General features: G+C 66.9%; 21 protein-coding genes. 8 read left to right on the top strand and 13 right to left on the bottom strand.

Features of this window, described 5'->3' with window-relative positions; translation table 11 throughout:
* Positions 1-102: 102 nt before the first annotated feature.
* Positions 103-837: a hypothetical protein gene (locus AC1RJ5_RS08220; RefSeq protein WP_493112689.1), complete on the bottom strand. Its 735-nt coding sequence runs from the start codon at positions 835-837 to the stop codon at positions 103-105.
* A 149-nt stretch (positions 838-986) separates the two neighbouring features.
* Here AC1RJ5_RS08220 and AC1RJ5_RS08215 point away from each other — a divergent pair, with 149 nt between their 5' ends.
* Together AC1RJ5_RS08215 and AC1RJ5_RS08210 are read left to right on the top strand one after the other, a co-directional pair.
* On the top strand, positions 987-1,580 hold the full coding sequence (locus AC1RJ5_RS08215; RefSeq protein ID WP_184170171.1) for an SOUL family heme-binding protein: 594 nt from the start codon (positions 987-989) through the stop codon (positions 1,578-1,580).
* A gap of 46 nt (positions 1,581-1,626) precedes the next feature.
* Positions 1,627-1,848 (top strand): hypothetical protein, encoded by a 222-nt coding sequence (locus tag AC1RJ5_RS08210; RefSeq protein WP_269574328.1) that lies wholly within the window; start codon positions 1,627-1,629, stop codon positions 1,846-1,848.
* Between the two features lie 211 nt (positions 1,849-2,059).
* On the opposite strand, the gene AC1RJ5_RS08205 is transcribed toward AC1RJ5_RS08210, so the two are convergent.
* Complete coding sequence (locus AC1RJ5_RS08205; RefSeq protein ID WP_269574329.1) at positions 2,060-2,593, bottom strand: glycine zipper 2TM domain-containing protein; 534 nt, start codon at positions 2,591-2,593, stop codon at positions 2,060-2,062.
* A gap of 95 nt (positions 2,594-2,688) precedes the next feature.
* On the bottom strand, positions 2,689-3,513 hold the full coding sequence (locus tag AC1RJ5_RS08200; RefSeq protein ID WP_342250852.1) for a class I mannose-6-phosphate isomerase: 825 nt from the start codon (positions 3,511-3,513) through the stop codon (positions 2,689-2,691).
* Between the two features lie 154 nt (positions 3,514-3,667).
* Between AC1RJ5_RS08200 and AC1RJ5_RS08195 the strand changes: the two genes are divergently transcribed.
* The gene (locus AC1RJ5_RS08195; protein ID WP_184170162.1) at positions 3,668-4,483 is read left to right on the top strand and encodes an outer membrane protein assembly factor BamD; all 816 of its coding nucleotides are present in this window, start codon (positions 3,668-3,670) and stop codon (positions 4,481-4,483) included.
* A gap of 48 nt (positions 4,484-4,531) precedes the next feature.
* Positions 4,532-6,193, top strand: coding sequence for a DNA repair protein RecN (gene recN, locus AC1RJ5_RS08190; RefSeq protein ID WP_493112686.1), 1,662 nt, complete (start codon positions 4,532-4,534; stop codon positions 6,191-6,193).
* Here recN and AC1RJ5_RS08185 read toward each other — a convergent pair.
* Positions 6,190-7,005, bottom strand: coding sequence for a hypothetical protein (locus AC1RJ5_RS08185; protein ID WP_493112684.1), 816 nt, complete (start codon positions 7,003-7,005; stop codon positions 6,190-6,192). The two genes, recN and AC1RJ5_RS08185, sit on opposite strands and share 4 nt — an antisense overlap.
* 69 nt (positions 7,006-7,074) lie before the next feature.
* Complete coding sequence (locus tag AC1RJ5_RS08180; RefSeq protein WP_184170153.1) at positions 7,075-7,356, bottom strand: TM2 domain-containing protein; 282 nt, start codon at positions 7,354-7,356, stop codon at positions 7,075-7,077.
* 237 nt (positions 7,357-7,593) lie between these two features.
* Between AC1RJ5_RS08180 and AC1RJ5_RS08175 the strand changes: the two genes are divergently transcribed.
* A complete protein-coding gene (locus AC1RJ5_RS08175) occupies positions 7,594-7,968 on the top strand; it encodes a hypothetical protein (protein WP_269574333.1) in 375 nt (124 codons plus the stop codon).
* Positions 7,969-8,207: 239 nt separating this feature from the next.
* Here AC1RJ5_RS08175 and AC1RJ5_RS08170 read toward each other — a convergent pair whose 3' ends face one another.
* From AC1RJ5_RS08170 to tgt, 3 genes are all read right to left on the bottom strand, one after another.
* Positions 8,208-9,245 carry a cell wall hydrolase gene (locus tag AC1RJ5_RS08170; RefSeq protein WP_493112681.1) on the bottom strand — a complete coding sequence of 346 codons (1,038 nt, stop codon included), beginning with the start codon at positions 9,243-9,245 and terminating at the stop codon, positions 8,208-8,210.
* 118 nt (positions 9,246-9,363) lie between these two features.
* Positions 9,364-9,993, bottom strand: coding sequence for a cation efflux transmembrane domain-containing protein (locus tag AC1RJ5_RS08165; RefSeq protein ID WP_269574335.1), 630 nt, complete (start codon positions 9,991-9,993; stop codon positions 9,364-9,366).
* 21 nt (positions 9,994-10,014) lie between these two features.
* On the bottom strand, positions 10,015-11,145 hold the full coding sequence (gene tgt / locus AC1RJ5_RS08160; RefSeq protein ID WP_493112679.1) for a tRNA guanosine(34) transglycosylase Tgt: 1,131 nt from the start codon (positions 11,143-11,145) through the stop codon (positions 10,015-10,017).
* Positions 11,146-11,190: 45 nt separating this feature from the next.
* On the opposite strand from tgt, the gene AC1RJ5_RS08155 reads away from it, so the two are divergent.
* On the top strand, positions 11,191-11,508 hold the full coding sequence (locus AC1RJ5_RS08155) for a cupin domain-containing protein (protein ID WP_269574337.1): 318 nt from the start codon (positions 11,191-11,193) through the stop codon (positions 11,506-11,508).
* Here AC1RJ5_RS08155 and AC1RJ5_RS08150 read toward each other — a convergent pair.
* From AC1RJ5_RS08150 to AC1RJ5_RS08130, 5 genes are all read right to left on the bottom strand, one after another.
* Positions 11,477-12,409 (bottom strand): bifunctional helix-turn-helix transcriptional regulator/GNAT family N-acetyltransferase, encoded by a 933-nt coding sequence (locus AC1RJ5_RS08150; RefSeq protein ID WP_493112677.1) that lies wholly within the window; start codon positions 12,407-12,409, stop codon positions 11,477-11,479. The two genes, AC1RJ5_RS08155 and AC1RJ5_RS08150, sit on opposite strands and share 32 nt — an antisense overlap.
* 139 nt (positions 12,410-12,548) lie before the next feature.
* A complete protein-coding gene (locus AC1RJ5_RS08145) occupies positions 12,549-13,622 on the bottom strand; it encodes a calcium:cation antiporter (RefSeq protein WP_269574339.1) in 1,074 nt (357 codons plus the stop codon).
* A 46-nt stretch (positions 13,623-13,668) separates the two neighbouring features.
* Positions 13,669-14,316: an HAD hydrolase-like protein gene (locus AC1RJ5_RS08140; protein ID WP_269574340.1), complete on the bottom strand. Its 648-nt coding sequence runs from the start codon at positions 14,314-14,316 to the stop codon at positions 13,669-13,671.
* Positions 14,309-15,259 carry a cation diffusion facilitator family transporter gene (locus tag AC1RJ5_RS08135; RefSeq protein ID WP_269574341.1) on the bottom strand — a complete coding sequence of 317 codons (951 nt, stop codon included), beginning with the start codon at positions 15,257-15,259 and terminating at the stop codon, positions 14,309-14,311. The genes AC1RJ5_RS08140 and AC1RJ5_RS08135 overlap by 8 nt, the downstream gene beginning before the upstream one ends.
* A gap of 41 nt (positions 15,260-15,300) precedes the next feature.
* A complete protein-coding gene (locus tag AC1RJ5_RS08130; RefSeq protein ID WP_184170125.1) occupies positions 15,301-15,840 on the bottom strand; it encodes an EF-hand domain-containing protein in 540 nt (179 codons plus the stop codon).
* A 104-nt stretch (positions 15,841-15,944) separates the two neighbouring features.
* On the opposite strand from AC1RJ5_RS08130, the gene AC1RJ5_RS08125 reads away from it, so the two are divergent.
* Positions 15,945-17,741 carry a sulfotransferase family protein gene (locus AC1RJ5_RS08125; RefSeq protein WP_493114657.1) on the top strand — a complete coding sequence of 599 codons (1,797 nt, stop codon included), beginning with the start codon at positions 15,945-15,947 and terminating at the stop codon, positions 17,739-17,741.
* A 147-nt stretch (positions 17,742-17,888) separates the two neighbouring features.
* The gene (locus tag AC1RJ5_RS08120; protein WP_493112674.1) at positions 17,889-20,276 is read left to right on the top strand and encodes a TonB-dependent receptor; all 2,388 of its coding nucleotides are present in this window, start codon (positions 17,889-17,891) and stop codon (positions 20,274-20,276) included.
* The last annotated feature ends 9 nt before the right edge of the window (positions 20,277-20,285 follow it).

Genomic DNA, 20,285 nt, shown 5'->3' with positions numbered 1-20,285 from the left:
GCTGAACTTGTTTCAGCATCCAACTTTCCCCCGGCGATGTTGCTTGAGGCACGTTGGGCCCTGAAACAGGTTCAGGGTGACGATGTGCTTTGAACAGCGGGCTTAGATCCCGTTGTTGGTGACCATGTCGATGTCCGTGCCGCCATCGGGGCGGGTGGTCAGGAACAGGACGTACGCCCCGCCATCCTTGTCGCGGGTGCCGCCCAGGATGTGCTCCTTGCCGTCGACTTGGTGTTCGCCGGTGTACCCGCCGCGGATCGCCTTGGTGTAGTACCAGTCAAGCATCACCTGCATCGGCTGGGGCGAGGAGAAGCTCACCACGCGCAGCTGGCACTGGCCGGCGGTGCTGCCGGCGGCTTCGGTGACGCGGGCCTGGGGATAGAGCGGCAGGTCCTTCGGCAGGCGCTGCGCCCAGCCAGCTGCATATTGCAGCGAGGCGGCGCACTGGTTGCTCTTCGGATCCTTCTGGCGGGCGGCGAGACCGCCGAGCGTGACCGCATCGCGCGCGGCAGAGCACTGGGTGCAATCCTTGGTCGCCTGGGTCGGGGCGGGGGTCTTGAGCAGCTGGCCATTGTCGATCTTGCTGCCGTTCGCCGCGACATTGTCGTTGGGCACGCCGCCCGAATAGGGCTGGGCGGGCGGGCGGATCGCGTCGCCATTGGCCTGACGGCCGAGCTGGGGATCGACCATGATCTGGCCCTGCAGCGCGCTGGCCAGCGCCGGATCGGCGGCATTGCCGCTCTCGGTATCCGAAACATCGCCCAGGCTGCCATTATTGCCGCATCCCGCAAGCGCGAGGGGCAGGGCAAGCAACAGGACATTAACGCGGCGGGCCATCTTCACACGCTCCTTTGGCGCGAGGTTATGCCGAAGGAGGGTTAAGGAAGGCTTTGGGAAGCTGGATTTCCATCCACAGCCGCGTTAACCATAAGCGGAACCCCGGACGGATCGTGTGCGTATTTGGCCGAACGATCGAAGGGTTATGCATGCAGCTCAACGCGAAGATGATCGGCGCCGGCGTGGCCGCCGCCGTTGCTGCCGGTGTCGGATATGTGCTGCTCCACAAGCCTGAGGAAGAAGCCCGGTTCAGCACCGTGACGCGCGACGGCGCGATCAGCGTACGCGACTATCCTGGCCTGCTTGTCGCCGAAGTGGTGGTGCCGGGGCTCCGCCAGGCGGCGCTGTCGGTCGGCTTCACCCGGCTGGCCGATTATGTGTTCGGCAAGGACCGCGGTGGCGGTCGGCTGCCGATGACCGTGCCGGTGCTCTCCGATGGCGACGAGGACGGGCGCGGATGGCGCACGCGTTTCCTGATGCCCGCTGATGTGGCGATCGAGAGCCTGCCCGATCCGGAGGCTGGCGTCCGGCTGCGCAAGCTGCCTGCCCGGCGTATCGCCGCATTGCGCTTTGCCGGGGTGGACAGCGAAGGCGCGTTCGATGCGCATGAGGCCGAGCTTCGCGCCTGGATCGGGCGCAACGGGCTGAGCGCGGCGGGGCCGGTGGAACATGCCTTCTACAACTCGCCCTTCACCCCGGCGGTGCTGCGCAGGACGGAGATCCTGATCCCGCTTGCTGCCTGACTGTTGTATGTTGATAACACACTCGCGATAGGGTATAGCTTCGCACATGCTGAACCTGCTCTCGATCCTCGTGGGCATCATTGCCCTGCCGCTGATGCTGATCGCCCTGATTCCGCTGCTCGGGTGGCTCAACTATCTGGTGATTCCGATCGCCGTGGTCGGACTGGCGCTTGGCGCGCTTTCGGACTCGAATTCGGGGCGCAACCTCAACATCGTCGTGGCCGGCGTCGGCTTCCTTCGCCTCTGGCTGGGCGGCTTCATCTTCTGATTTCGTAGAGGCGGGAGGCGCGGGCCTTCGCTCCATCCGTCACCCCGGCCTTGTGCCGGGATCCACGGTGCCTCGTGTCCTGCGTTCCAGCTTCTTGGCCGGCATTCGCCTCCCGGTGGACCCCGGCACAAGGCCGGGGTGACGAGGGAGCACGCAAAAGGGCCCGGCGTTTCCACCGGGCCCCTCTCTGCCTGCGTGGCAAGCACGTTGCTTAGCGGCAGCGAACCTCGCCGCGGTCGACCGACGAGCCGAGCGCTGCACCCGCGGCCGCGCCGAGCAGCGTGCCGAGCGTGGCGTTGCGGCCGTTCGACAGCGCGTTACCGAGCAGACCGCCGGCGACGCCGCCCACGATCAGGCCGGTCGTGCCATCCGAGCGGCGGCAATAGTAACGCCCGTCATTGCCGCGATAGATGCGGTCGTTCCGGCTCAGGCGGCGCTCGCGATAATAGCGGCCGTCGCGATAATAGTCGCCCGGGTTGTAATAGCGCTCGCCTGGGGGCAGGCGGTTATAGTCGTAGTTGCGATAGCGACGATAATCGCGGCGCCATTCGCGATCGTCGCGACGCTGGGCATTATTGATGTCGCGGCGGCAGTCGCGCAGCTCGCGGCGATACTCGCCCCGGCTGTCCGAATTGCGCAGGTCGTGGCGGCAATCGGCGCGCGCCTCGCGCTCGTTCCAGCCCTGGGCGGCGGCAGGCGTCGCGAGGGCGGCCGCGGCAACCGCGGCGGCGAAAAGGATACGCATGGAATCTCTCCTTGTTTTCCCGGGCAACCAACGTGCCGGGCGGAGAGCGGTTGCGTGAACGGGAAACTACTTCCCGTTCACGCGGGAGCCATGGATCAGATGCGCGTTTCGCCCGGATAGGCGAAGAGCAGGTCGCTGCCGACCTCGGCGTGGAGATCGGCGCTGCCCTCTACCGTGAGGCACTGGCCGGCCTCGAACGCCACGCCGTCGACGACGCCTTCGCCGCGCAGCGGGATCAGCCAGCCGGTGGTGCCCTCGGGTACAGTGAAGGTGCGGTGGCCGCCTTCCCAACGCTCGAGCACGAACTTGGGGCCTTCGACCAGGATATTGCGGTCATCGCTCACGCGGCCCGGCATCGGGTGCGGCACGTACGGCACCGCATCCGAAACGGCGACGCCCTGGTCGAGATGCAGCTCGCGCGGACGGCCATAATCATAGAGGCGATAGGTGGTCTCGCTGTTCTGCTGCACCTCGACCAGCGTGATCCCTGCACCGATCGCGTGGATCGTGCCCGAGCCCGAATAGAAGAAGTCGCCGGCCTTGACCGGCTTCCAGTCGAGCAGGTGTTCGATCGAGCCGTCGAGCGCGGCGGCGCGCAGCGTCTCGTGGTCGACCGGCGCCTTGGTGCCCAGCGCGATCGTCGAATCGGGTTCGGCGGCCAGGATCACCCAGCATTCGTCCTTGCCACGCGGCAGGCCCACGGCCTGAGCCTGCTCGTCGGTCGGGTGGACCTGGACCGACAGCTTCTCGCTGGTGAACAGGTATTTGATCAGCAGATCGGGCGCGCTGTTGCCCGGCGTCTGGAACCAGATCTCGCCGACCGGCTCGCCATCGGCGGCGGGATCGGCGAAGCCCGGCCACAGGGTGTGGCGACCCCAGGGCTTCTCGACGCGATGGGTGGCAAGCAGGGTAGCGGTCACAATTTCCCTCGTGAAAAACGGTTCTGTATCGGAACGCGCATGCCCCCTCGAGGCTCCCGCCGCAATTGCTGATTATGGGTGGCTCCGGCAATGACACAATGACGCCGCGAAAAGGATTGTTTGAAGCCACGGGACCGCGCTAAGACCCCCGCCCATGCGTACTTCCACCACTCGCGCGCTTGCGCTCTCCCTGCTTCCGGTTCTCGCGCTCTCGATGGCCGGTTGCGCCAAGAAGAGTGGCGGCAAGGACCTTCCCTATGTCGCGCGCGACGTCGGCACGCTCTATTCCACCGCCAAGCAGAAGCTCGACCAGCACCAGTACAAGCTGGCCGCCGCGCTGTTCGACGAAGTCGAGCGTCAGCACCCCTATTCGGTCTGGGCGCGCCGCGCGCAGCTGATGGGCGCGTTCAGCTATTATCTGAACCGCGACTACACCGAATCCATTTCGTCGGCACAGCGCTTCCTGGCGGTGCATCCGGGCAACCGCGACGCGCCCTACGCCTATTATCTGATCGGCCTGAGCTATTACGAGCAGATCAGCGACGTGCAGCGCGACCAGAAGATCACGCAGCAGGCACTCGATTCGCTGGGCGAGCTGACCCGCCGCTACCCGAACACCAAATACGCCGCCGATGCGCGCCTGAAGATCGACCTTGTCCGCGACCACCTGGCCGGCAAGGAAATGGAGATCGGCCGCTTCTACGAGACGCGTGGCCAGTGGCTCTCGGCGACGCTGCGCTTCCGCACCGTGGTCGATCAGTATCAGACCACTACCCACGTGCCCGAGGCGCTGATGCGCCTGACCGAGAGCTATCTGGCGCTCGGTGTGCCGGAGGAAGCCGAGAAGGCCGCGGCCGTGCTCGGCGCCAACTATCCGGGCACCGACTGGTATAGCCACGCCTACAAGCTGATGCAGGAAAACAAGGGCAAGGTGCAGCAGGCCCAGGCGGCGACCAAGCCCGCGAGCTGATGCTCGGGGCTTTCGTTCTCGTTAAGTTCCTGCGATAGGAGCGGGCGCATGCTTACTGCGCTGGCTATTCGCGACGTCGTCCTGATCGAGGCGCTGGACCTGGAGTTCGGCGCCGGCCTTGGCGTGCTCACCGGCGAGACCGGGGCGGGCAAGTCGATCCTGCTCGACGCGTTGGGCCTGGCGCTCGGCGCGCGCGGCGAGACCGGGCTGGTGCGGAACGGCGCTGCGCAAGCCGTGGTGACGGCTAGCTTCGAGGCGCCGGCGCGGGACGGCGAAGTCGCCAATATCTTCCACCAGAATGGCTTGGAGCTGGAGCCGGGCGAGCCGCTGATCGTGCGGCGTATCGTCAAGGCGGATGGCGGCAGCCGGGCGTTCCTCAACGACCAGCCGGCTTCGGCGGGGCTGTTGCGCGAGCTGGCGCCGCATCTGGTCGAGATCCATGGCCAGCATGACGACCGCGGCATGTTGAATCCGCGCGGGCACCGGGCGCTACTCGATGCGTTCGGGCGCTGCGAGGTGGGCCCGGTGGCGATCGCGCACAAAGCGTGGCGCGATGCCGAGGCGGCGCTGGCGGTGGCGCGGGCCGAGCAGGACGTCGCCGAGCGTGACCGTGAGTGGCTCGAACATGCCGTGGGCGAGCTGCGCGCGCTGGCGCCCGAAGCAGGCGAGGAGGAAATGCTCGCCGAGCGGCGTGCCTCGATGCAGCGCGGCGAGAAGATCGCCAGCGAGCTACAGGGCATTGCCGAGTTGCTCGATGGCTCCGAAGGCGGGCTGAGCCAGCTGCGCCAGGCGGCGCGGGTGCTAGAGCGGATTGCCGGCGACCATGAGGCACTGGCCGAGGCGCTGGCCGCGATCGACCGCGCGATCACCGAGGCGGCCGAGGCGCAGGACCGGGTGGACGTCGCCGCCGAGGCGCTGGCCTATGATCCCGCCGCGCTGGAAGCAGACGAAGCACGGCTGTTCGAGCTGCGCGGGCAGGCGCGCAAGCATCGGGTGCAGCCGGATGCGCTGCCGGCCCTGCTCGAGGAACTGGCCGGGCGACTGGACCGCGTGCAGAGCGGTGGAGCGGGGATCGCGAAGCTGGAAGCGGCGGTGCACGAGACGCACGCCGCCTATGCCGATGCCGCGAAGACGCTCTCGGCCAAGCGTGCGCTGGCCGCGGCGCGGCTCGATGCGGCGGTGATGACCGAACTCAAGCCGCTAAAGCTCGACGCAGCGCGCTTCCGCACCATGGTCGAGCCGCAGGACGAGGCGAACTGGTCGAGCTTCGGCATGGACCGGGTCGAGTTTGAAGTATCGACCAACCCGGGCGCGCCCTTCGCACCTTTGGTCAAGATCGCTTCGGGCGGCGAGCTGTCGCGCTTCATCCTGGCGATGAAGGTGGCGCTGGCCGAGGAAGGCGGGGCGCGGACTTTGATCTTCGACGAGATCGATCGCGGTGTCGGCGGAGCGGTGGCGAGTGCGATCGGCGAGCGGCTGGCGCGGCTGGCAGATACCGCGCAGGTGCTGGTGGTGACGCATAGCCCGCAGGTGGCGGCACGGGGTGCGCAGCATCTCCTGATCGCCAAGAGCCATGACGGGACGGTCACCCGCACCGGAGTGACGCCGCTGGGTGCCGGGGAGCGCCGCGAGGAGATCGCGCGGATGCTGTCGGGCGCCGAGATCACCGACGAGGCACGCGCCCAGGCCGAGCGGCTGATCGCCGCCTAGGCGGCCGCAACCTCCGGCAGATGCGGTGCGCGTCCGGCCATCCAGCCGGCCGCGGCAATGCTCACCCCCGCAATCCCCGCCGCCAGCGCAAGCGGCAGGGGCGGCAGCACGGCAAATTCCACCAACAGGTGCCGCCACGCCGCCATCGGGCCGACGAACTGGAATAACACGCCCCCCAGCACGGTCGCAGCCCCCGCGACGAAGAAGGGATGGCCGTGCCGTGCGCTGCCGAGCGCCAGGCTGAAGGCGATCGCGGCGGTGATCGCATTGCCGAGCTGGAAGCCGATGCCCAGCTTCCAGAAGTCGGCAGGGCCGTTGATCGACAGCGGCGGCAGGATCGGGGCCAGACGGCCGAGGATCGGCGGCAGCAGGAAGATCACGGTCGCCAGCATGTAGCGCGCGTGGAACTGCACGGTCCGCCGGGTGCGCAGCGCCGAATAATAGCACCAGGCAAAGGCAGCGACCGAGATCATGTCGATCCAGGCCAGGCCGGGCGCGTACATGGTGTAGAAGGGCGAGGGCGGATCGGCGAAGCGCTGCGCCATGCCGAGGAAGATCATCGATCCGCCGGCCAGGAACAGCGGGAACAGCGCCAGGCTGGCCGCGCCCAGGGTGCGGTGCAGTGCATTGTTGCCGGAATGAATCAGCCAGCTCTGCGCGACGAGCAGCGCCAGCCACAGCGTAGCGGTGATGCCATGTGCATGCATCTGCAGCGGCGCGGTGCCGATCGTTGAGAGATAGCCGGGCCAGAAGGCCAGCGCCGCTAGCGGAAAGATCGCAAGCAGATACCAATGGGCATGGCGATACGGCATGTGGTGGCTTCCCCCTCAGGAAGCCTGCGCAGTATCGCAGATATTGGCCGCGTCAACGCCGCGCGGGTGTCAGGCCGTAGCCAGCCGGCGCATCATCTCGTGGCGGATCTCGTCCTTCTTCTCGCGGATCATGCCAGGGATCAGGAACAGGTCGATCAGCAACCAGACGAAGCCGATCACCACGAAATAGGACAGGATCTGGAGGATCGCCGACACCGGTCGGCCCAGATAGAAGCGGTGGGCACTGACGAACCACAGGAACAGCCAGAAGAGATAGGCGACCGCGATGCTGGGCGCGTCGTTGGTTACGCGCTGCTCGACCAGCGTCAGTTCGGCAATCGAAAGCGACATCCCAATCCCCCGAGATACTTGCGAGGAATCTAGGGCAAGCGACCGGCGCGTCAATCGATTCCGCCGACGCTCCGGTCGCCGCGAGAGGGACTCGCTTCCCCGAACCTGAACGGAACCCGCGGCCGCGCGACAGCTTGCGACACAAAAGCGCGGGGATCGGGACAGGCATGCGACAGGCGGTCCCCATAAAGGTTCCAGGCCGCAGGGACGGCCCGGTTTTTGAAGAGGAGCGTAGACATGAAGAAGTTCACCCTGATGCTCGCCGGCCTTGGCATCGCCGTTTCGGCTGTTCCGATGACCGCCGCGATGGCCGCACCGCATCCGGCGCCCGCCTTCCAGGCATGGCAGTCGATCAATGGCCGCCAGGCGAACCTCGAGGCCCGTATCAACCAGGGCGTGCGTTCGGGCGCGCTGAGCCGCAGCGAGGCGGCTCGCCTCCGTGCCGAGTTCGCCAGCCTGAACCGGCTTGAGGCCCAGTATCGCCGCTCGCGCCCCGGCCTGACGCTGGCCGAGCGCCGTGACCTGGACCGCCGCTTCGATGCGCTTTCGGCGCGCATCCGGATCGAGAAGCACGATCGCAACGACCATCGCGGCCCCGGCCGTCGCTGGTAAAGGCTAGCGGCTTCCCCTTCCCGACCCCCTGGGGGGAACCTGACAGGACGGGCTCCGCCGTAAGGCGGGGCCCGTTGCCGTTTGGGGAGCGGCGGCGATGTTCAGAGCCGAGGCCATCAAGGCCTGGCGTCACCCTGAACTTATTTCAGGGTCCAACTATCCACGAACGATATCGCCGGAGAAGGTTTGGATGCTGAACCAAGTTCAGCATGACGGTGAAGGGTGAGTTGTCCACCCACTCAGCGCAGCGGCTTGCCGCTGTCCTTCCACTTGTCGAGGATCTGCGACTCGCCCTGGTCCATTGGCGATGTGCTCGGCACGGCCTTGGGCACATAGCCGCCGAGCGGCGTGCCGCTCTGGGCATAGGCCGGCTGGATCGTCTCGCGCGGGGTGGCGATCGGGGCGGATGGCTTGGCCGGCAGCGCCGTTGCCATTGCAGGCACCGGTACGACCGGTGCTATCGCATCGGCCAGGTCGATCCGGGCATGCGGCTGGGGCAGGGGCTCGCCGCCCCGATAGGCCTGGCGGAAGGCGGCGGCGGTGCCCCACCAGCCCTTCCAGCGATGGAAGAAATGCGCGCCGAACACCCCGGTCATCACCAGGCTGCGGTTCCAGGACGGGGTAACGGCATAGGTGTGATAGTGCGTCGCCTCGCCCACCGCGCCAAACACCTGGCCGGAAAGCGCGGCGGCGGCGACCCTGGCGGCGCGGTCCCAGGCCGAGCGCATCGGCGCGCGGGCCATGGCGCCGTCACAGGCGAAGCTGAACTGGCAGCCGCGCTTCTCCGATCCCTGGAACACCACGCCGCACACCGTGGCTGGAAAGGCGGGGTGGCGCACGCGGTTGAGGATAACCTGCGCCACCGCGCGCTGGCCGTCGCTCGGCTCGTTGGCGGCTTCGTAATAGATCGCGGTGGTCAGGCATTGGAGCGCACGCGCCTTGTCCACGCCGCTGCCGGCGAGGTGGAAGGGCAGGGCGGGCTGGATCGATCCGTCGACCGGTGTGTCGAGCGCATCGGCGGGGATCGGCATGTCGGGAAGCGCGGTAGTGCCGGTCGTACCCGCGCTCACTGCGGCATCGTCATCGACGGCATAATAGAAGGCGGCGCCTGGGAAATGATCCTCGGCTTCATAGCCGACGGCCACCGGCTTGGGATCCGCCTTGGGCTTGGTGTCGGGGGCGAGCGCCTGGGCGGAGAAGCCTGCGCCGATCAGCGACGCGACGATTGCCGCTGCGATCCCCCGCGCCTGCATCTTCGAGAAACGCCGCCAGAACACGCGTGCCCAACCCCGTACGGGCCCCTTGCCCGGGCGTGGCTATAGTCGATTTCGGGCCCCCCCGCGCCCCCGGATTTTCCCATGTCCTATGGCGAAACACTTGATGGTAAAGGTAATTTTAACCATGTGAGGTGCGCAGCACTGGCAGCGCGCTGCGGATCACGCCGAATGCCGAACGCAGGAAAAGGGCAGCGATGGCTGCGCCCACCAGTATGTCTGGCCAAGGCGAGGCAAAGATCGCAACGCCGCCCGCCGCTACCAGCACACCGATGTTCGACACCACGTCGTTGCGTGAGCATTCGAAGGTGCTGGCCATGTTCACGTCCTGCGCGCGGAAGCGCCACAGCAGCCGCAGGCAAAGCAGATTTGCGGCCAGCGCCAGCGTACCGAAGCCGAGCATCAGCGTGGAGGAGGGCGGGATGCCGCTCCGCAGCTTGATCGCGATGTCGATCAGGATGCCGATCCCGAAGGCGAGGATGAACACGCCCTTGGCCAACGCCGCGCCACCCTTCCACCGGTCGCTGCGGGCCAGTGCATAGAGGCTGAGCCCATAGACCAGCGCGTCGCCGAGCATGTCGACCGCATCGGCCATCAGCGCCGCGGAGCCGGCGATCACGCCGGCTCCGAACTCGAGGAAGAACATCGTCGCGTTGATCGCCAGCACGATGGTGAGCACCCGGCGCTGCTCGGCCTGGACGGCGAGGCGCTCAAGTTCCTTTCCCTTCGCGGAGCAGCAATGTTCGGCCATGTCGAACCTCCCGCGGCCAGCCTAGGCCTTGGTGCTGTAATAGGAAGCGCGGAACCCGTTGGCGAACTCGGTAAGCCGGCCTTCGCCAATGGCCTCGCGCAGGTCCTGCATCAGCACCTGGTAGAACCAGATATTGTGCTCGGTCATCAGCATCGCGCCGAGAATCTCGCCGGCGCGGACGAGATGATGGAGATAGGCGCGGCTCCAGGTGCCGCAGACCGGGCACGGGCAGGCGGGATCGAGCGGGCCCTGGTCCTCGGCGAACTTGGCGTTGCGGATGTTGATCGGGCCGGTGCGGGTGAAGGCCTGGCCGGTACGCCCCGAGCGGGTGGGCAGCACGCAATCGAACATGTCGATGCCGCGCTCGACCGCGCCGACGATGTCGTCGGGCTTGCCTACGCCCATCAGGTAACGCGGCTTGCTCGCATCGAGCTGGCCGGGCGCATAGTCGAGCACGCCGAACATCGCTTCCTGGCCCTCGCCAACCGCGAGGCCGCCCACGGCATAGCCGTCGAACCCGACATCGAGCAGCGCGTCGGCGGAGTATTTGCGCAGCCCCTCGTCGAGTGCGCCCTGCTGGATGCCGAAGATCGCATTGTGCTCGGCATGCTCCTCGGCGGCGAAGAAGGCGTCGCGGCTGCGCTTCGCCCAGCGCATCGATCGCTCCATCGCAGCGGCCTGGACTTCGCGGGTCGAAGTGGTGGGGACGAGCTCGTCGAACGCCATGGTGATCGAACTGCCGAGCAGGCGCTGGATCTCGATCGAGCGCTCCGGCGAAAGCATGTGGCGGGTGCCGTCGAGGTGCGACTTGAAGGCGACGCCTTCCTCGCTGCGGGTGGTCAGGTCGGACAGGCTCATCACCTGATAGCCGCCCGAATCGGTGAGGATCGGGCGATCCCAGTGCATGAACTTGTGCAGGCCGCCGAGCCGGGCGACGCGCTCGGCGCCGGGGCGCAGCATCAGGTGATAGGTGTTGCCGAGGATGATGTCGGCGCCGGCGGCGCGCACGTCCTGCGGCCTCATCGCCTTGACGGTGGCGGCGGTGCCGACCGGCATGAAGGCGGGCGTGCGGATATCGCCGCGCTGCATGGCGATGGTGCCAAGGCGCGCCTTGCCGTCGGTGGCGTGGATGGTGAACTCGAAACGGGACATGCGCAGGGCCTTGCCCCCTTTGGCGGAGGAGCGCAACGGGAGGGGATGACCAGCAACCTCCTCGCCGACCTGCCCGATGCCAGCGCCGACGAAGTGTTCACCGAGCTGCTGCGCCGTCCGGGCGTCCGCATCGAGCGGATCGTCTCGCAGGGGCAGGCGACGCCCGAGGATGCGCCGATGGTGCAGGACTGGGACGAATGGGTGCTGCTGCTCGAAGGCGTGGCCGGGCTGCGGCTCGAGGAGGGAGAGGCGGTCACGCTACGCCCGGGCGATCACCTGCTGATCGCCGCTGGGAAGCGTCATTGGGTGACCTGGACGGCCGAGGATCGGCCTACGGTGTGGCTGGCGGTGCATTTGGGCTGAGGTCGAGCGACCAGGTCTCGCCCATCAGCGGTTCGCCGAACCGGGTGTGGACTTCGCTGCTGACCAGCTCGAAGCCATGCGCGGCATAGATGCGCCGGGCGCTGGTGAGGATGGTGTGGGTCCATAGCTCGAGCCGCTGATAGCCCGCCTGGCGCGCGAATTCGATGCAGCTACGGACCAGCGCTTCGCCGATGCCAAGGCCGCGGGCATGGCTTTCGACATAGAGCAGGCGAAGCTTGGCAACGCTGTCGCCGCCATCGGCGAGCATCACCGATCCGAGCATCTCACCGCCGCGCTCGGCGACCCAGCATTGCTCGCGGCCCGGCTGGAAGTCGCGCAGGAAGCTGGTGGTCACGTCGTTGAGCAGCAGCTCCATCGGACGCTCCCAGCCATAATTTTCGGCATAGAGGATCGCCTGGCGGCTCGCGATCGCACCCATGTCGCCCGGGCGCAGCGTGCGGATCTCCCAGCTTCCCGCCCCACCTTCGATCAATGCGCGCGCCGCCGCGAGATGGTGGCCGAGCGTGGCGGCGGCGGTGGGGCCGAGGGATTCGAGCTGGCGGCGGCTGTGGGCGCGAGTCGTGTCGTCGAGCGCGTCAAAGGCGGTGCGGCCGGCGGGTAGCAGGACGATCGGGCGCTGGCGGGCATCCTCCTCGCCGCGTTCGCGCGCGATCCAGCCGCGATCCTCGAACCGCTTGACCGCGCGGCTGACATAGCCGGCATCGAGGTCGAGCGCGTCCTGCAATTCGGTGGCGAGGACCGGATGCCGCGCGGCGATCTCGTAGAGGAGGCGTGCTTCGGCCACGCCCATCTCGCTGTCCATGTAGCGCGGCGCCAGCACCGCCGCGAAGCGGGTATGCGCCCGGTTGAAGGCGCGGAATTGTTCGATGGCCTGATCCATGCGGGCAATCTGCACCGACATAGTTGATTGAGTCAACTATGTCGGTGCAACGAAACCGGCGCTGCGCCACCGAAGAAGAAGCGGGACCCCGGCTCAAGGCCGGGGTGAAGACGCAAACGGAAGCGTCCCTTTTGCGCGCCTAGGGGACCAGGGTAGTAAAGACGAACACCCCGAAGATGACGAGGTGCACCACGCCCTGCAGCACCGTGGTGCGGGCAGTGGCGAGCGACTGGGTGGTCACCAGCAGGGTCAGCGACAGCAGCACGATGCCCTTGGAATCGAGGCCGAGCGCCAGGGGCAGGTCCTGGACCAGCGACAGCATCGCCACCGCCGGAATGGTGAGGCCGATCGTCGCCAGCGCGGAGCCGAGCGCGAGGTTGAGGCTGGTCTGCAGCCGGTTGGCCATCGCGGCGCGCACCGCGGCGACACTTTCCGGGAGCAGGACCAGCGCGGCGATCACTACGCCGACCACGGCGTGCGGTGCGCCGGCCGAGGCGACGCCTTCCTCGATCGCCGGTGCCAGCGCCTTGGCGAGCAGCACCACCTCGACCAGGCAGGCGACGAGCAGCACGCCCGACAGCGCCGTCTGCTTGTCGCTGGGCGGCGGAGCATGCGCTTCGGGGTCTTCGGTTTCCCCGCCGGGCGGCAGGAAATAGCCCCGGTGGCGCACCGTCTGCACCATCACGAAGGTGAGGTAGAGCAGCAGCGACACGATCGCGACAAAGGCGAGCTGCGACGGCGCGTAATAGGGGCCGTGCTCGGACGCGAGGAAATTGGGCAGCACCAGCGTCAGCACGGTGAGCGTGCAGAGCGTCGCCAGCGAGGCGCTGACGCCGACCTGCTGGAAGCTCTGCTCATGGTGGCGCAGCGCGCCGAACAGGATGAACGCGCCGAGCAGGCCGTTGAGGATGATCATCACCGCCGAGAATACGGTGTCGCGTGCCAGCGTCTCGGCGCCGGCCTTGCCCTGCAGCATCAGGGTGAGGATCAGCCCGACCTCGATCACCGTGACGGCGAGGGCGAGCAGGAAGGTGCCGAACGGCTCGCCCATCTTGTGCGCGATCAGCTCGGCATGATGGACGGCGGCCAGCACGGTGGCGATCAGCACGGTGCCGAGCAGCAGCGGCGGGAGCGTGAAGGAGCTGCCGAAAAGGAGGCTCAGCGCACCCGCGAAGGGGGGGAGCCAGATCCAGGTCCAACGCAAACGTTCCATGTCCGTACCTTACAGGTCGGGGGAATGCGTTCAACCGAAACGGGCCTCAGCGGCTGGCGGACACATAGTCGATGATGTCCTGCGGGGTGCGGAACATCACGTCGGGCTCCATCGCGGCGAGCAGCTCCTCGGCGGCATAGCCCCACAGTACCGATCCGGCGCGCATGCCGACTTCGCGGGCGGCATCGACATCGCGGGTCTCGTCGCCGATCGCCAGCACCTCGTGCGGCTTCACGCCCATCTTCCTGAGCACGCGGCGGAACTTGGGTGCCTTGCCGAACAGTGACGAGCCGCAGGCGAAGAAATCGATCCGGGCGGCATGGACCGGGCCCAGGATCTTGCGCGCATTGGCTTCGGCGTTCGACGTGACCAGTGCGATCTTCACGCCGGTGGCGGCGATCTGCTCGAGCAGGTCGGGGGTTCCCGGGAACAGCTCGATCTGGTGCGCATTGCGGCCGACCAGGCGGCGCACATGGCGGGCGATCAGCGGCAGCTTCCACTTCGAGATGCCGAGGAACTCGATCACATCGCGCGAACTCTTGTTGCGCAGCATGTCGACTTCGTGCTCCGCGACCGTGCGGAAGCGGAACTTGCGCGCAAGCTCGTCGACGACAGACAGGAACCAGTCGCCGCTGTCGGAAAGCGTGCCGTCGAAATCGAAGATGACCAGCCGAATGGGCGACGCGTCACTCATGCGCGTGTCCACTCCCATGCATCCGACATTCCGCCCCGTCCCCCAATTCGATCTGAACGGTCGTATGATCGATCCTGAAGTCGTGCGCCAGCCGATGTTGCAGCGCGATCAGGAAAGCATCGCCGGGATGGCCGTCCGGCATGACGAGATGTGCGGTGAGCGCGGCCTCGGTGGTGCTCATCGGCCAGATATGGAGATCATGGACGCGCGTCACGCCGGGCATCGAGGCGAGCGCGGCTTCGACCGCGGCGGAATCGATGCCCTTGGGAACGGCCTGCAGCGCCATGGTCAGCGATTCGGTGAAGAGCCCCCAGCTGCTCCAAAGGATCACGCCCACGATGACCAGGCTGATCGCGGGGTCGATCCAGTCGGCGCCGGTGAACAGGATCAGCGCGCCGGCGATCACCACGCCGGCCGAGACCGCGGCATCCGCCGCCATGTGGAGATAGGCGCCGCGGATGTTGACGTCGCCCTTGCGGCCGCTGGCGAAGAGCAGGGCGGTCGCCAGGTTGACGACGATGCCGGCGCCGGCGACGAGCATCACCGTCATGCCCGGCACGTCGCGCGGTTCGGACAGGCGCTGGATCGTCTCGAGCAGGATCGCGCCGACTGCGACGAACAGCAGCACAGCATTGGCGAGCGCCGCCAGGATCGACGAGCCGCGCAGGCCATAGGTGAAGCGTGGCGAGGCGGGGCGCTTGGCCAGTTCGGCACCGCCCCAGGCGATCAGCAGGCCAAGCACGTCGGACAGATTGTGCCCGGCATCGGCCAGCAACGCCATCGAATGGGTCAGGAAGCCCGCCGCGCCCTCGACCAGCACGAAGGCGAGGTTCAGCGCGGTGCCGATGGCGAAGGCACGGCCGAAATCCGCGGGCGCATGGCTGTGCCCATGGCCGTGATGTGCATGTCCGTTGTGGCTGTGGTTGTGATCGTGCGCGGCCATGGACTCGCTTTAGCTAAGTCGCTGCATGTGATGCTAGGACATCAGTTCGGGCCGCGGCCCTTCTTTCCACGTCCTGCGCCGGGAGGCGGCATCTGCGGGCGGATGGTGACGAGTTCTTTGCGCTCCAGCACGCCGTTCTTGTCGGCATCGAAGCGAGTGAAGAGCAGGTCGAAGCGCTCGGCGATCTCGGCGAAGGTGATCTTGTTGTCGCCGTCGCGATCGACTTCGAAGGGGCTGGGCACGGTGTTGCGATCGCCCATCCAGCGCTCCTGCCAGTCCGAATAGGCGATATAGCCGAGCCAGCCCTGGTGGCGGGTGTCGATCGCATCGAAGCTGCGTTTCAGGCCGGCATCGAATTCGGCGCGGGTGACCTTGCCGTCACCGTCCGCGTCGAAGGCGGCGATCATCATCGCCACGGGCTCGGCGATCACAGTGAAGGCGGGCTGCTCGCGCGTGCTGGTGCCGATCGGGTTGGCAGTATTCGCCGGCGGCATCGGGATGCCGACGCGATCCTGGGCATGGGCGGCCTGCGCAAAGGCGGGAGTCGCGATCAACGCCGCGAGCGCAAACAACAAACGCATGGGAACCCTTCCGAATCGCGATAACGAGGACCGCTACCGCGCTTGCCACCCAAGGCGCAATCCGTGGCGAAGGTGGGGCGTTGCGGACCACGCCCGTGCGTCGCATGATCGCGGTGCAGGTTCGGCGGGGGAAGCGTGTGAGCGAAGTGCGGGCGCGGCTGGATGCGGCGAAGGCGGCGATCGAAGCGGGAGAGCGCGATGCCGCCGCCCGCGCGCTGCGCCAGGCCGAAGCGCTTGATCCGCCCCAGCCCGGCGCGTGGCGGGCGATCGGCAATCTCTGGCATGCGGCGGGGGATGCCGGCGCGGGCGGCGCGGCGCATCTTCGCGCGGTCTCGCTCTCGGTATCCGATCCCGAGCTGATCGACGCGGCGGCGGCACTGGCGCAGGGGGCGCTCGACCGGGCCGAGATGCGATTGCGCGGCCGGCTCCATGCCCAGCCTACTGACGTTGCCGCGATCCGGATGATGGCCGAGCTGGCCGGGCGGCTGGGGCGCTGGCGCGATGCCGAGACCCTGCTGCGCCGCGCACTCGAGCTGGCGCCGGGCTTCGCCGCGGCACGGCATAATCTCGCGCTGGTCCTCCACCGGCATGGCCGGCCCGAGGACGCGCTGGCCGAGATCGATTCGCTGATCGCCGAGGCGCCGGAGGATCCGAGCAACGATATCCTCAAGGCGGCGATCCTGGGCCGCAGCGGCGACTATGATCTGGCGGTGGAGCTGTACCGCACGATCCTTGCCGAGCATCCGCGCCAGGCCAAGGTGTGGATGAGCCTGGGCCATGCGCTGAAGACGGTGGGCGAGCAGGCCGAGAGCATCGAGGCCTATCGCCGCAGCATCGAGCTGGAACCGGGTCTGGGCGGCAGCTGGTGGAGCCTCGCCAACCTCAAGACGTATCGCTTCACGGCTGCGGATGCCGATGCGATGCGCGGTGCGCTGGCCGACGATGCGATCAGCCATGACGACCGCTTTCACCTCCATTTCGCGCTGGGCAAGGCGGAAGAGGATGCCGGTCATTATGCCGGGAGCTTCGCACACTATGCCGAAGGCAATCGTCTGCGCCGGGCGATGATCCATTATGATGCGGATGAGACCAGCGCGCTGGTCGATCGCCAGCTGGCGACGCAGGATGCGGCGTTCTTTGCTACGCGGGCCGGCTGGGGGTCCCAGGCCGGGGATCCGATCTTCGTCGTCTCGCTGCCGCGCGCCGGATCGACGCTGGTTGAGCAGATCCTCGCCAGCCACAGCCAGGTGGAAGGCACGATGGAGCTGCCCGACATCGCCATGCTCGCGGGAAGGCTGGGGCCGGGCGGGCTCGCCGAGCTCGACGCGGAGACCGCCGCCGCCTGGGGGGCGGAATATCTCGATCGCACCCGGGTGCAGCGCAAGGCGGGCACCCCGCGCTTCGTCGACAAGATGCCGAACAACTGGCTCTATGCCGGGCTGATCCAGCTGATCCTGCCCAATGCGACGATCATCGATGCGCGGCGCCATCCGCTCAGCTGCGGCTTCTCGCTGTTCAAGCAGCATTTCGCGCATGGCCAGGCCTTCTCCTACGACCTGACCGAGATCGGCCGCTATTATGCCGACTATGTCCGCGCGATGGCCGGGATCGACGCGGCGCTGCCGGGTCGAGTCCACCGGGTGATCTATGAGCGCATGGTCGAGGACACCGAGGCGCAGGTGCGCGCGCTGCTCGCCGCTGCCGGGCTGGACTTCGAGCCTGGCTGCCTGGACTTCCACAAGACCGAGCGCGCGGTGCGCACCGCTTCCTCGGAGCAGGTTCGTCGCCCGATCTTCCGCGAGGGGATGGAGCAATGGCAGCATTTCGCGCCCTGGCTCGGCCCGATCGAGGGGGCGCTCGGGCCCGTTCTCACGGCCTATCCGGACGTTCCGCGACCGTGACATTTTTGCAATGCAGCGCGAACTTAATTCGCATAGTTCAGCACCTGCTTGACTTCACAGGTTTGTAATAACAGCCTTCCCGATCTTAGCTAAGGGGAGGCCGTTATGCGTTCGACGCGGGTTGCGCAGTTCCTTTTCGCAAGTACCATGCTCACAGGATTCAGCGGTGTTGCTGCGGCGCAGCAAGCGCCGTCCACGCCGGCGGAAACGCCGGAGAAACAGGACACGACGGGCTATCGCGATCCCAACGAGATCGTCGTTACCGCCACCAAGCGCGAAGCCAGTCTGCAGGACGTTCCGATCAGCATCACTGCCTTGAGCCCGGCCAAGCTCGAGGAGAACCACGTCTCCAGCTTCGACGACTATGTGAAGCTGCTGCCGAGCGTCAGCTACCAGTCGTTCGGACCGGGTGCCTCGCAGCTCTATTTCCGCGGCATCGCGACGGGCGGCGACGGTCTCGCCTCAGGGCCGTTGCCGGGCGCCGGCCTCTATATCGACGATGTGCCGGTGACCACCATCTATGGCTCGGTCGATCTCCATGCCTATGACCTGGCCCGGGTCGAGGCGCTGGCGGGGCCGCAGGGCACGCTCTACGGCGCGAGCTCGCTGTCGGGCACGCTGCGCATCATCACCAACAAGCCGAGCACCGCCGGCTTCGAGGCGGGCTATGACGTGCAGGTATCCAAGTTCGGCAAGGGCGATTTCGGCGGCCAGGTCGAAGGCTTCATCAACATCCCGATCAGCGAGACGATCGCCTTCCGCGCCTCGGGCTTCTTCGAGCATGAAGGCGGCTATATCGACAACACGCCGGGCACGCGCACCTATAACCGCCCGCACACCGACGGGCTGGGCAATGTCGTCGACGCACCGCTGACCATCAACAACAACGACCTGGTCAAGGACGACTATAACGACGTCGAGACCTATGGCGGCCGCGCCGCGCTCGGTATCGACCTTTCCGACAGCTGGACGGTGACGCCGGGCATCATCTACCAGCACCAGGAAGCGGGCGGCCAGTTCCTGTTCGATCCGCGCGTCGGCGACCTCAAGAACCACGATTTCATCGAGAGCCACAATCGCGACGAATGGTATCTCGCCTCGCTGACGATCAAGGGGCAGATCAGCAACTGGGACCTGACCTACACCGGCTCCTGGTTCCACCGCGTCGTCGACAACACCTCCGACTATTCCTATTTCAGCGTCGCCTACGACACCTATGCCGATTACAATTACTACAAGACGGCATCGGGGCAGGACATCGATCCCAGCCAGGCGGTACGCGGCTATGATCGCTACAAGAAATGGGCGAACGAGCTGCGGATCAGCTCGCCGGCGAAGAACCGCTTCCGCCTGACCGCCGGCCTGTTCGCGCAGCACCAGATCGACGATCGCATCGCCGAATATATTCTGCCGGGCGTCAGCACCGCGGTGAACCCGTTCAGCCCGCCGGTGCCGGGCGGCGGCCCCGACGATGTCTATTTCACCACCATCCACCGCGTCGACCGCGACTATGCCGCGTTCGGCGAGGCGGAGTTCGACATCCTGCCGAACCTCACGCTGCTCGCCGGCATCCGCGGCTTCATCGCCAACAACACGCTGAACGGCTTCTCGGGCGGCTATGGCGCGTTCGATCGCCAGGTCACGCTGTTCGGGTGCACGGGGACCACGGTCCAGGAATGTCCGAACATCGACAAGAAATATGTCGAGCGCGGCGAGACGCACAAGGCGACGCTCACCTGGAAGCCGAGCCCGGACAAGCTGCTCTACGCCACCTACTCGACCGGCTTCCGCCCGGGCGGCAACAACCGTGACGCGTTCGCGCTCGGCCAGCTGCAGGACATCCCGGCATACAAGGCGGATACGCTCATCAACTACGAGATCGGCTGGAAGACGAGCTGGTTCGATCGCCACCTGACCTTCAACGCGGCGCTGTTCTGGGAAGAGTGGAAGGACGTCCAGTACAGCCTGCCCGGCGTGCTCGGCATCTTCTACACGGTGAATGCGGGCAAGGCGCGCTCGCGCGGCTTCGAGGGCGATATCAGCTGGTCACCGATGCGCGGGCTGACCTTCACCGGCTCGGGCACCTATGTCGATGCGAAGCTGACCCAGCCCTTCTGCGACCAGGTCAATGGCTGCGATCCGGCCAATGGCGGCCAGGTATTCGCGCCCAAGGGCACGCGACTGCCGGTTACCCCCAAGGTCAAGTTCAACCTCGGTGCGCGCTACGAATTCCTGCTCGGCGCGGATAAAGCCTTCCTGCAGGGCAATCTGAACCATCAGAGCGGCACGACCTCGTACCTGACGCCGGACGGCAATGCGGCGCTCGGCAACACGGACCAGTTCACCACGGTCGACTTCTCGGCCGGCTACCGCTTCGCGAATTTCTCGATCGAGGCGTTCATCCAGAACGCCTTCGACGAGCGGGGCATCCTGAGCAAGAACATCACCTGCGCGCCGAGCCTTTGCGCACCCTATGCGCGGCTCTATCCGACCAAGCCGCAATATTTCGGGATCAAGTTCGGCCAGCGTTTCTGACGCGGCACG

This window comes from Sphingomonas sp. GW822-FHT03G08 (genome assembly GCF_058801135.1).
This window is presented reverse-complemented; position numbering and strand designations above follow the sequence as displayed.

Excerpts from the sequence above, each read along its gene's own strand:
- AC1RJ5_RS08220 (WP_493112689.1), bottom strand. The coding sequence starts at position 837 with ATGGCCCGCCGCGTTAATGTCCTGTTGCTTGCCCTGCCCCTCGCGCTT.
- AC1RJ5_RS08215 (WP_184170171.1), top strand. The coding sequence starts at position 987 with ATGCAGCTCAACGCGAAGATGATCGGCGCCGGCGTGGCCGCCGCCGTT.
- AC1RJ5_RS08210 (WP_269574328.1), top strand. The coding sequence starts at position 1,627 with ATGCTGAACCTGCTCTCGATCCTCGTGGGCATCATTGCCCTGCCGCTG.
- AC1RJ5_RS08205 (WP_269574329.1), bottom strand. The coding sequence starts at position 2,593 with ATGCGTATCCTTTTCGCCGCCGCGGTTGCCGCGGCCGCCCTCGCGACG.
- AC1RJ5_RS08195 (WP_184170162.1), top strand. The coding sequence starts at position 3,668 with ATGCGTACTTCCACCACTCGCGCGCTTGCGCTCTCCCTGCTTCCGGTT.
- recN (WP_493112686.1), top strand. The coding sequence starts at position 4,532 with ATGCTTACTGCGCTGGCTATTCGCGACGTCGTCCTGATCGAGGCGCTG.
- AC1RJ5_RS08185 (WP_493112684.1), bottom strand. The coding sequence starts at position 7,005 with ATGCCGTATCGCCATGCCCATTGGTATCTGCTTGCGATCTTTCCGCTA.
- AC1RJ5_RS08180 (WP_184170153.1), bottom strand. The coding sequence starts at position 7,356 with ATGTCGCTTTCGATTGCCGAACTGACGCTGGTCGAGCAGCGCGTAACC.
- AC1RJ5_RS08175 (WP_269574333.1), top strand. The coding sequence starts at position 7,594 with ATGAAGAAGTTCACCCTGATGCTCGCCGGCCTTGGCATCGCCGTTTCG.
- AC1RJ5_RS08165 (WP_269574335.1), bottom strand. The coding sequence starts at position 9,993 with ATGGCCGAACATTGCTGCTCCGCGAAGGGAAAGGAACTTGAGCGCCTC.
- tgt (WP_493112679.1), bottom strand. The coding sequence starts at position 11,145 with ATGTCCCGTTTCGAGTTCACCATCCACGCCACCGACGGCAAGGCGCGC.
- AC1RJ5_RS08155 (WP_269574337.1), top strand. The coding sequence starts at position 11,191 with ATGACCAGCAACCTCCTCGCCGACCTGCCCGATGCCAGCGCCGACGAA.
- AC1RJ5_RS08150 (WP_493112677.1), bottom strand. The coding sequence starts at position 12,409 with ATGGATCAGGCCATCGAACAATTCCGCGCCTTCAACCGGGCGCATACC.
- AC1RJ5_RS08145 (WP_269574339.1), bottom strand. The coding sequence starts at position 13,622 with ATGGAACGTTTGCGTTGGACCTGGATCTGGCTCCCCCCCTTCGCGGGT.
- AC1RJ5_RS08140 (WP_269574340.1), bottom strand. The coding sequence starts at position 14,316 with ATGAGTGACGCGTCGCCCATTCGGCTGGTCATCTTCGATTTCGACGGC.
- AC1RJ5_RS08135 (WP_269574341.1), bottom strand. The coding sequence starts at position 15,259 with ATGGCCGCGCACGATCACAACCACAGCCACAACGGACATGCACATCAC.
- AC1RJ5_RS08130 (WP_184170125.1), bottom strand. The coding sequence starts at position 15,840 with ATGCGTTTGTTGTTTGCGCTCGCGGCGTTGATCGCGACTCCCGCCTTT.
- AC1RJ5_RS08125 (WP_493114657.1), top strand. The coding sequence starts at position 15,945 with ATGATCGCGGTGCAGGTTCGGCGGGGGAAGCGTGTGAGCGAAGTGCGG.
- AC1RJ5_RS08120 (WP_493112674.1), top strand. The coding sequence starts at position 17,889 with ATGCTCACAGGATTCAGCGGTGTTGCTGCGGCGCAGCAAGCGCCGTCC.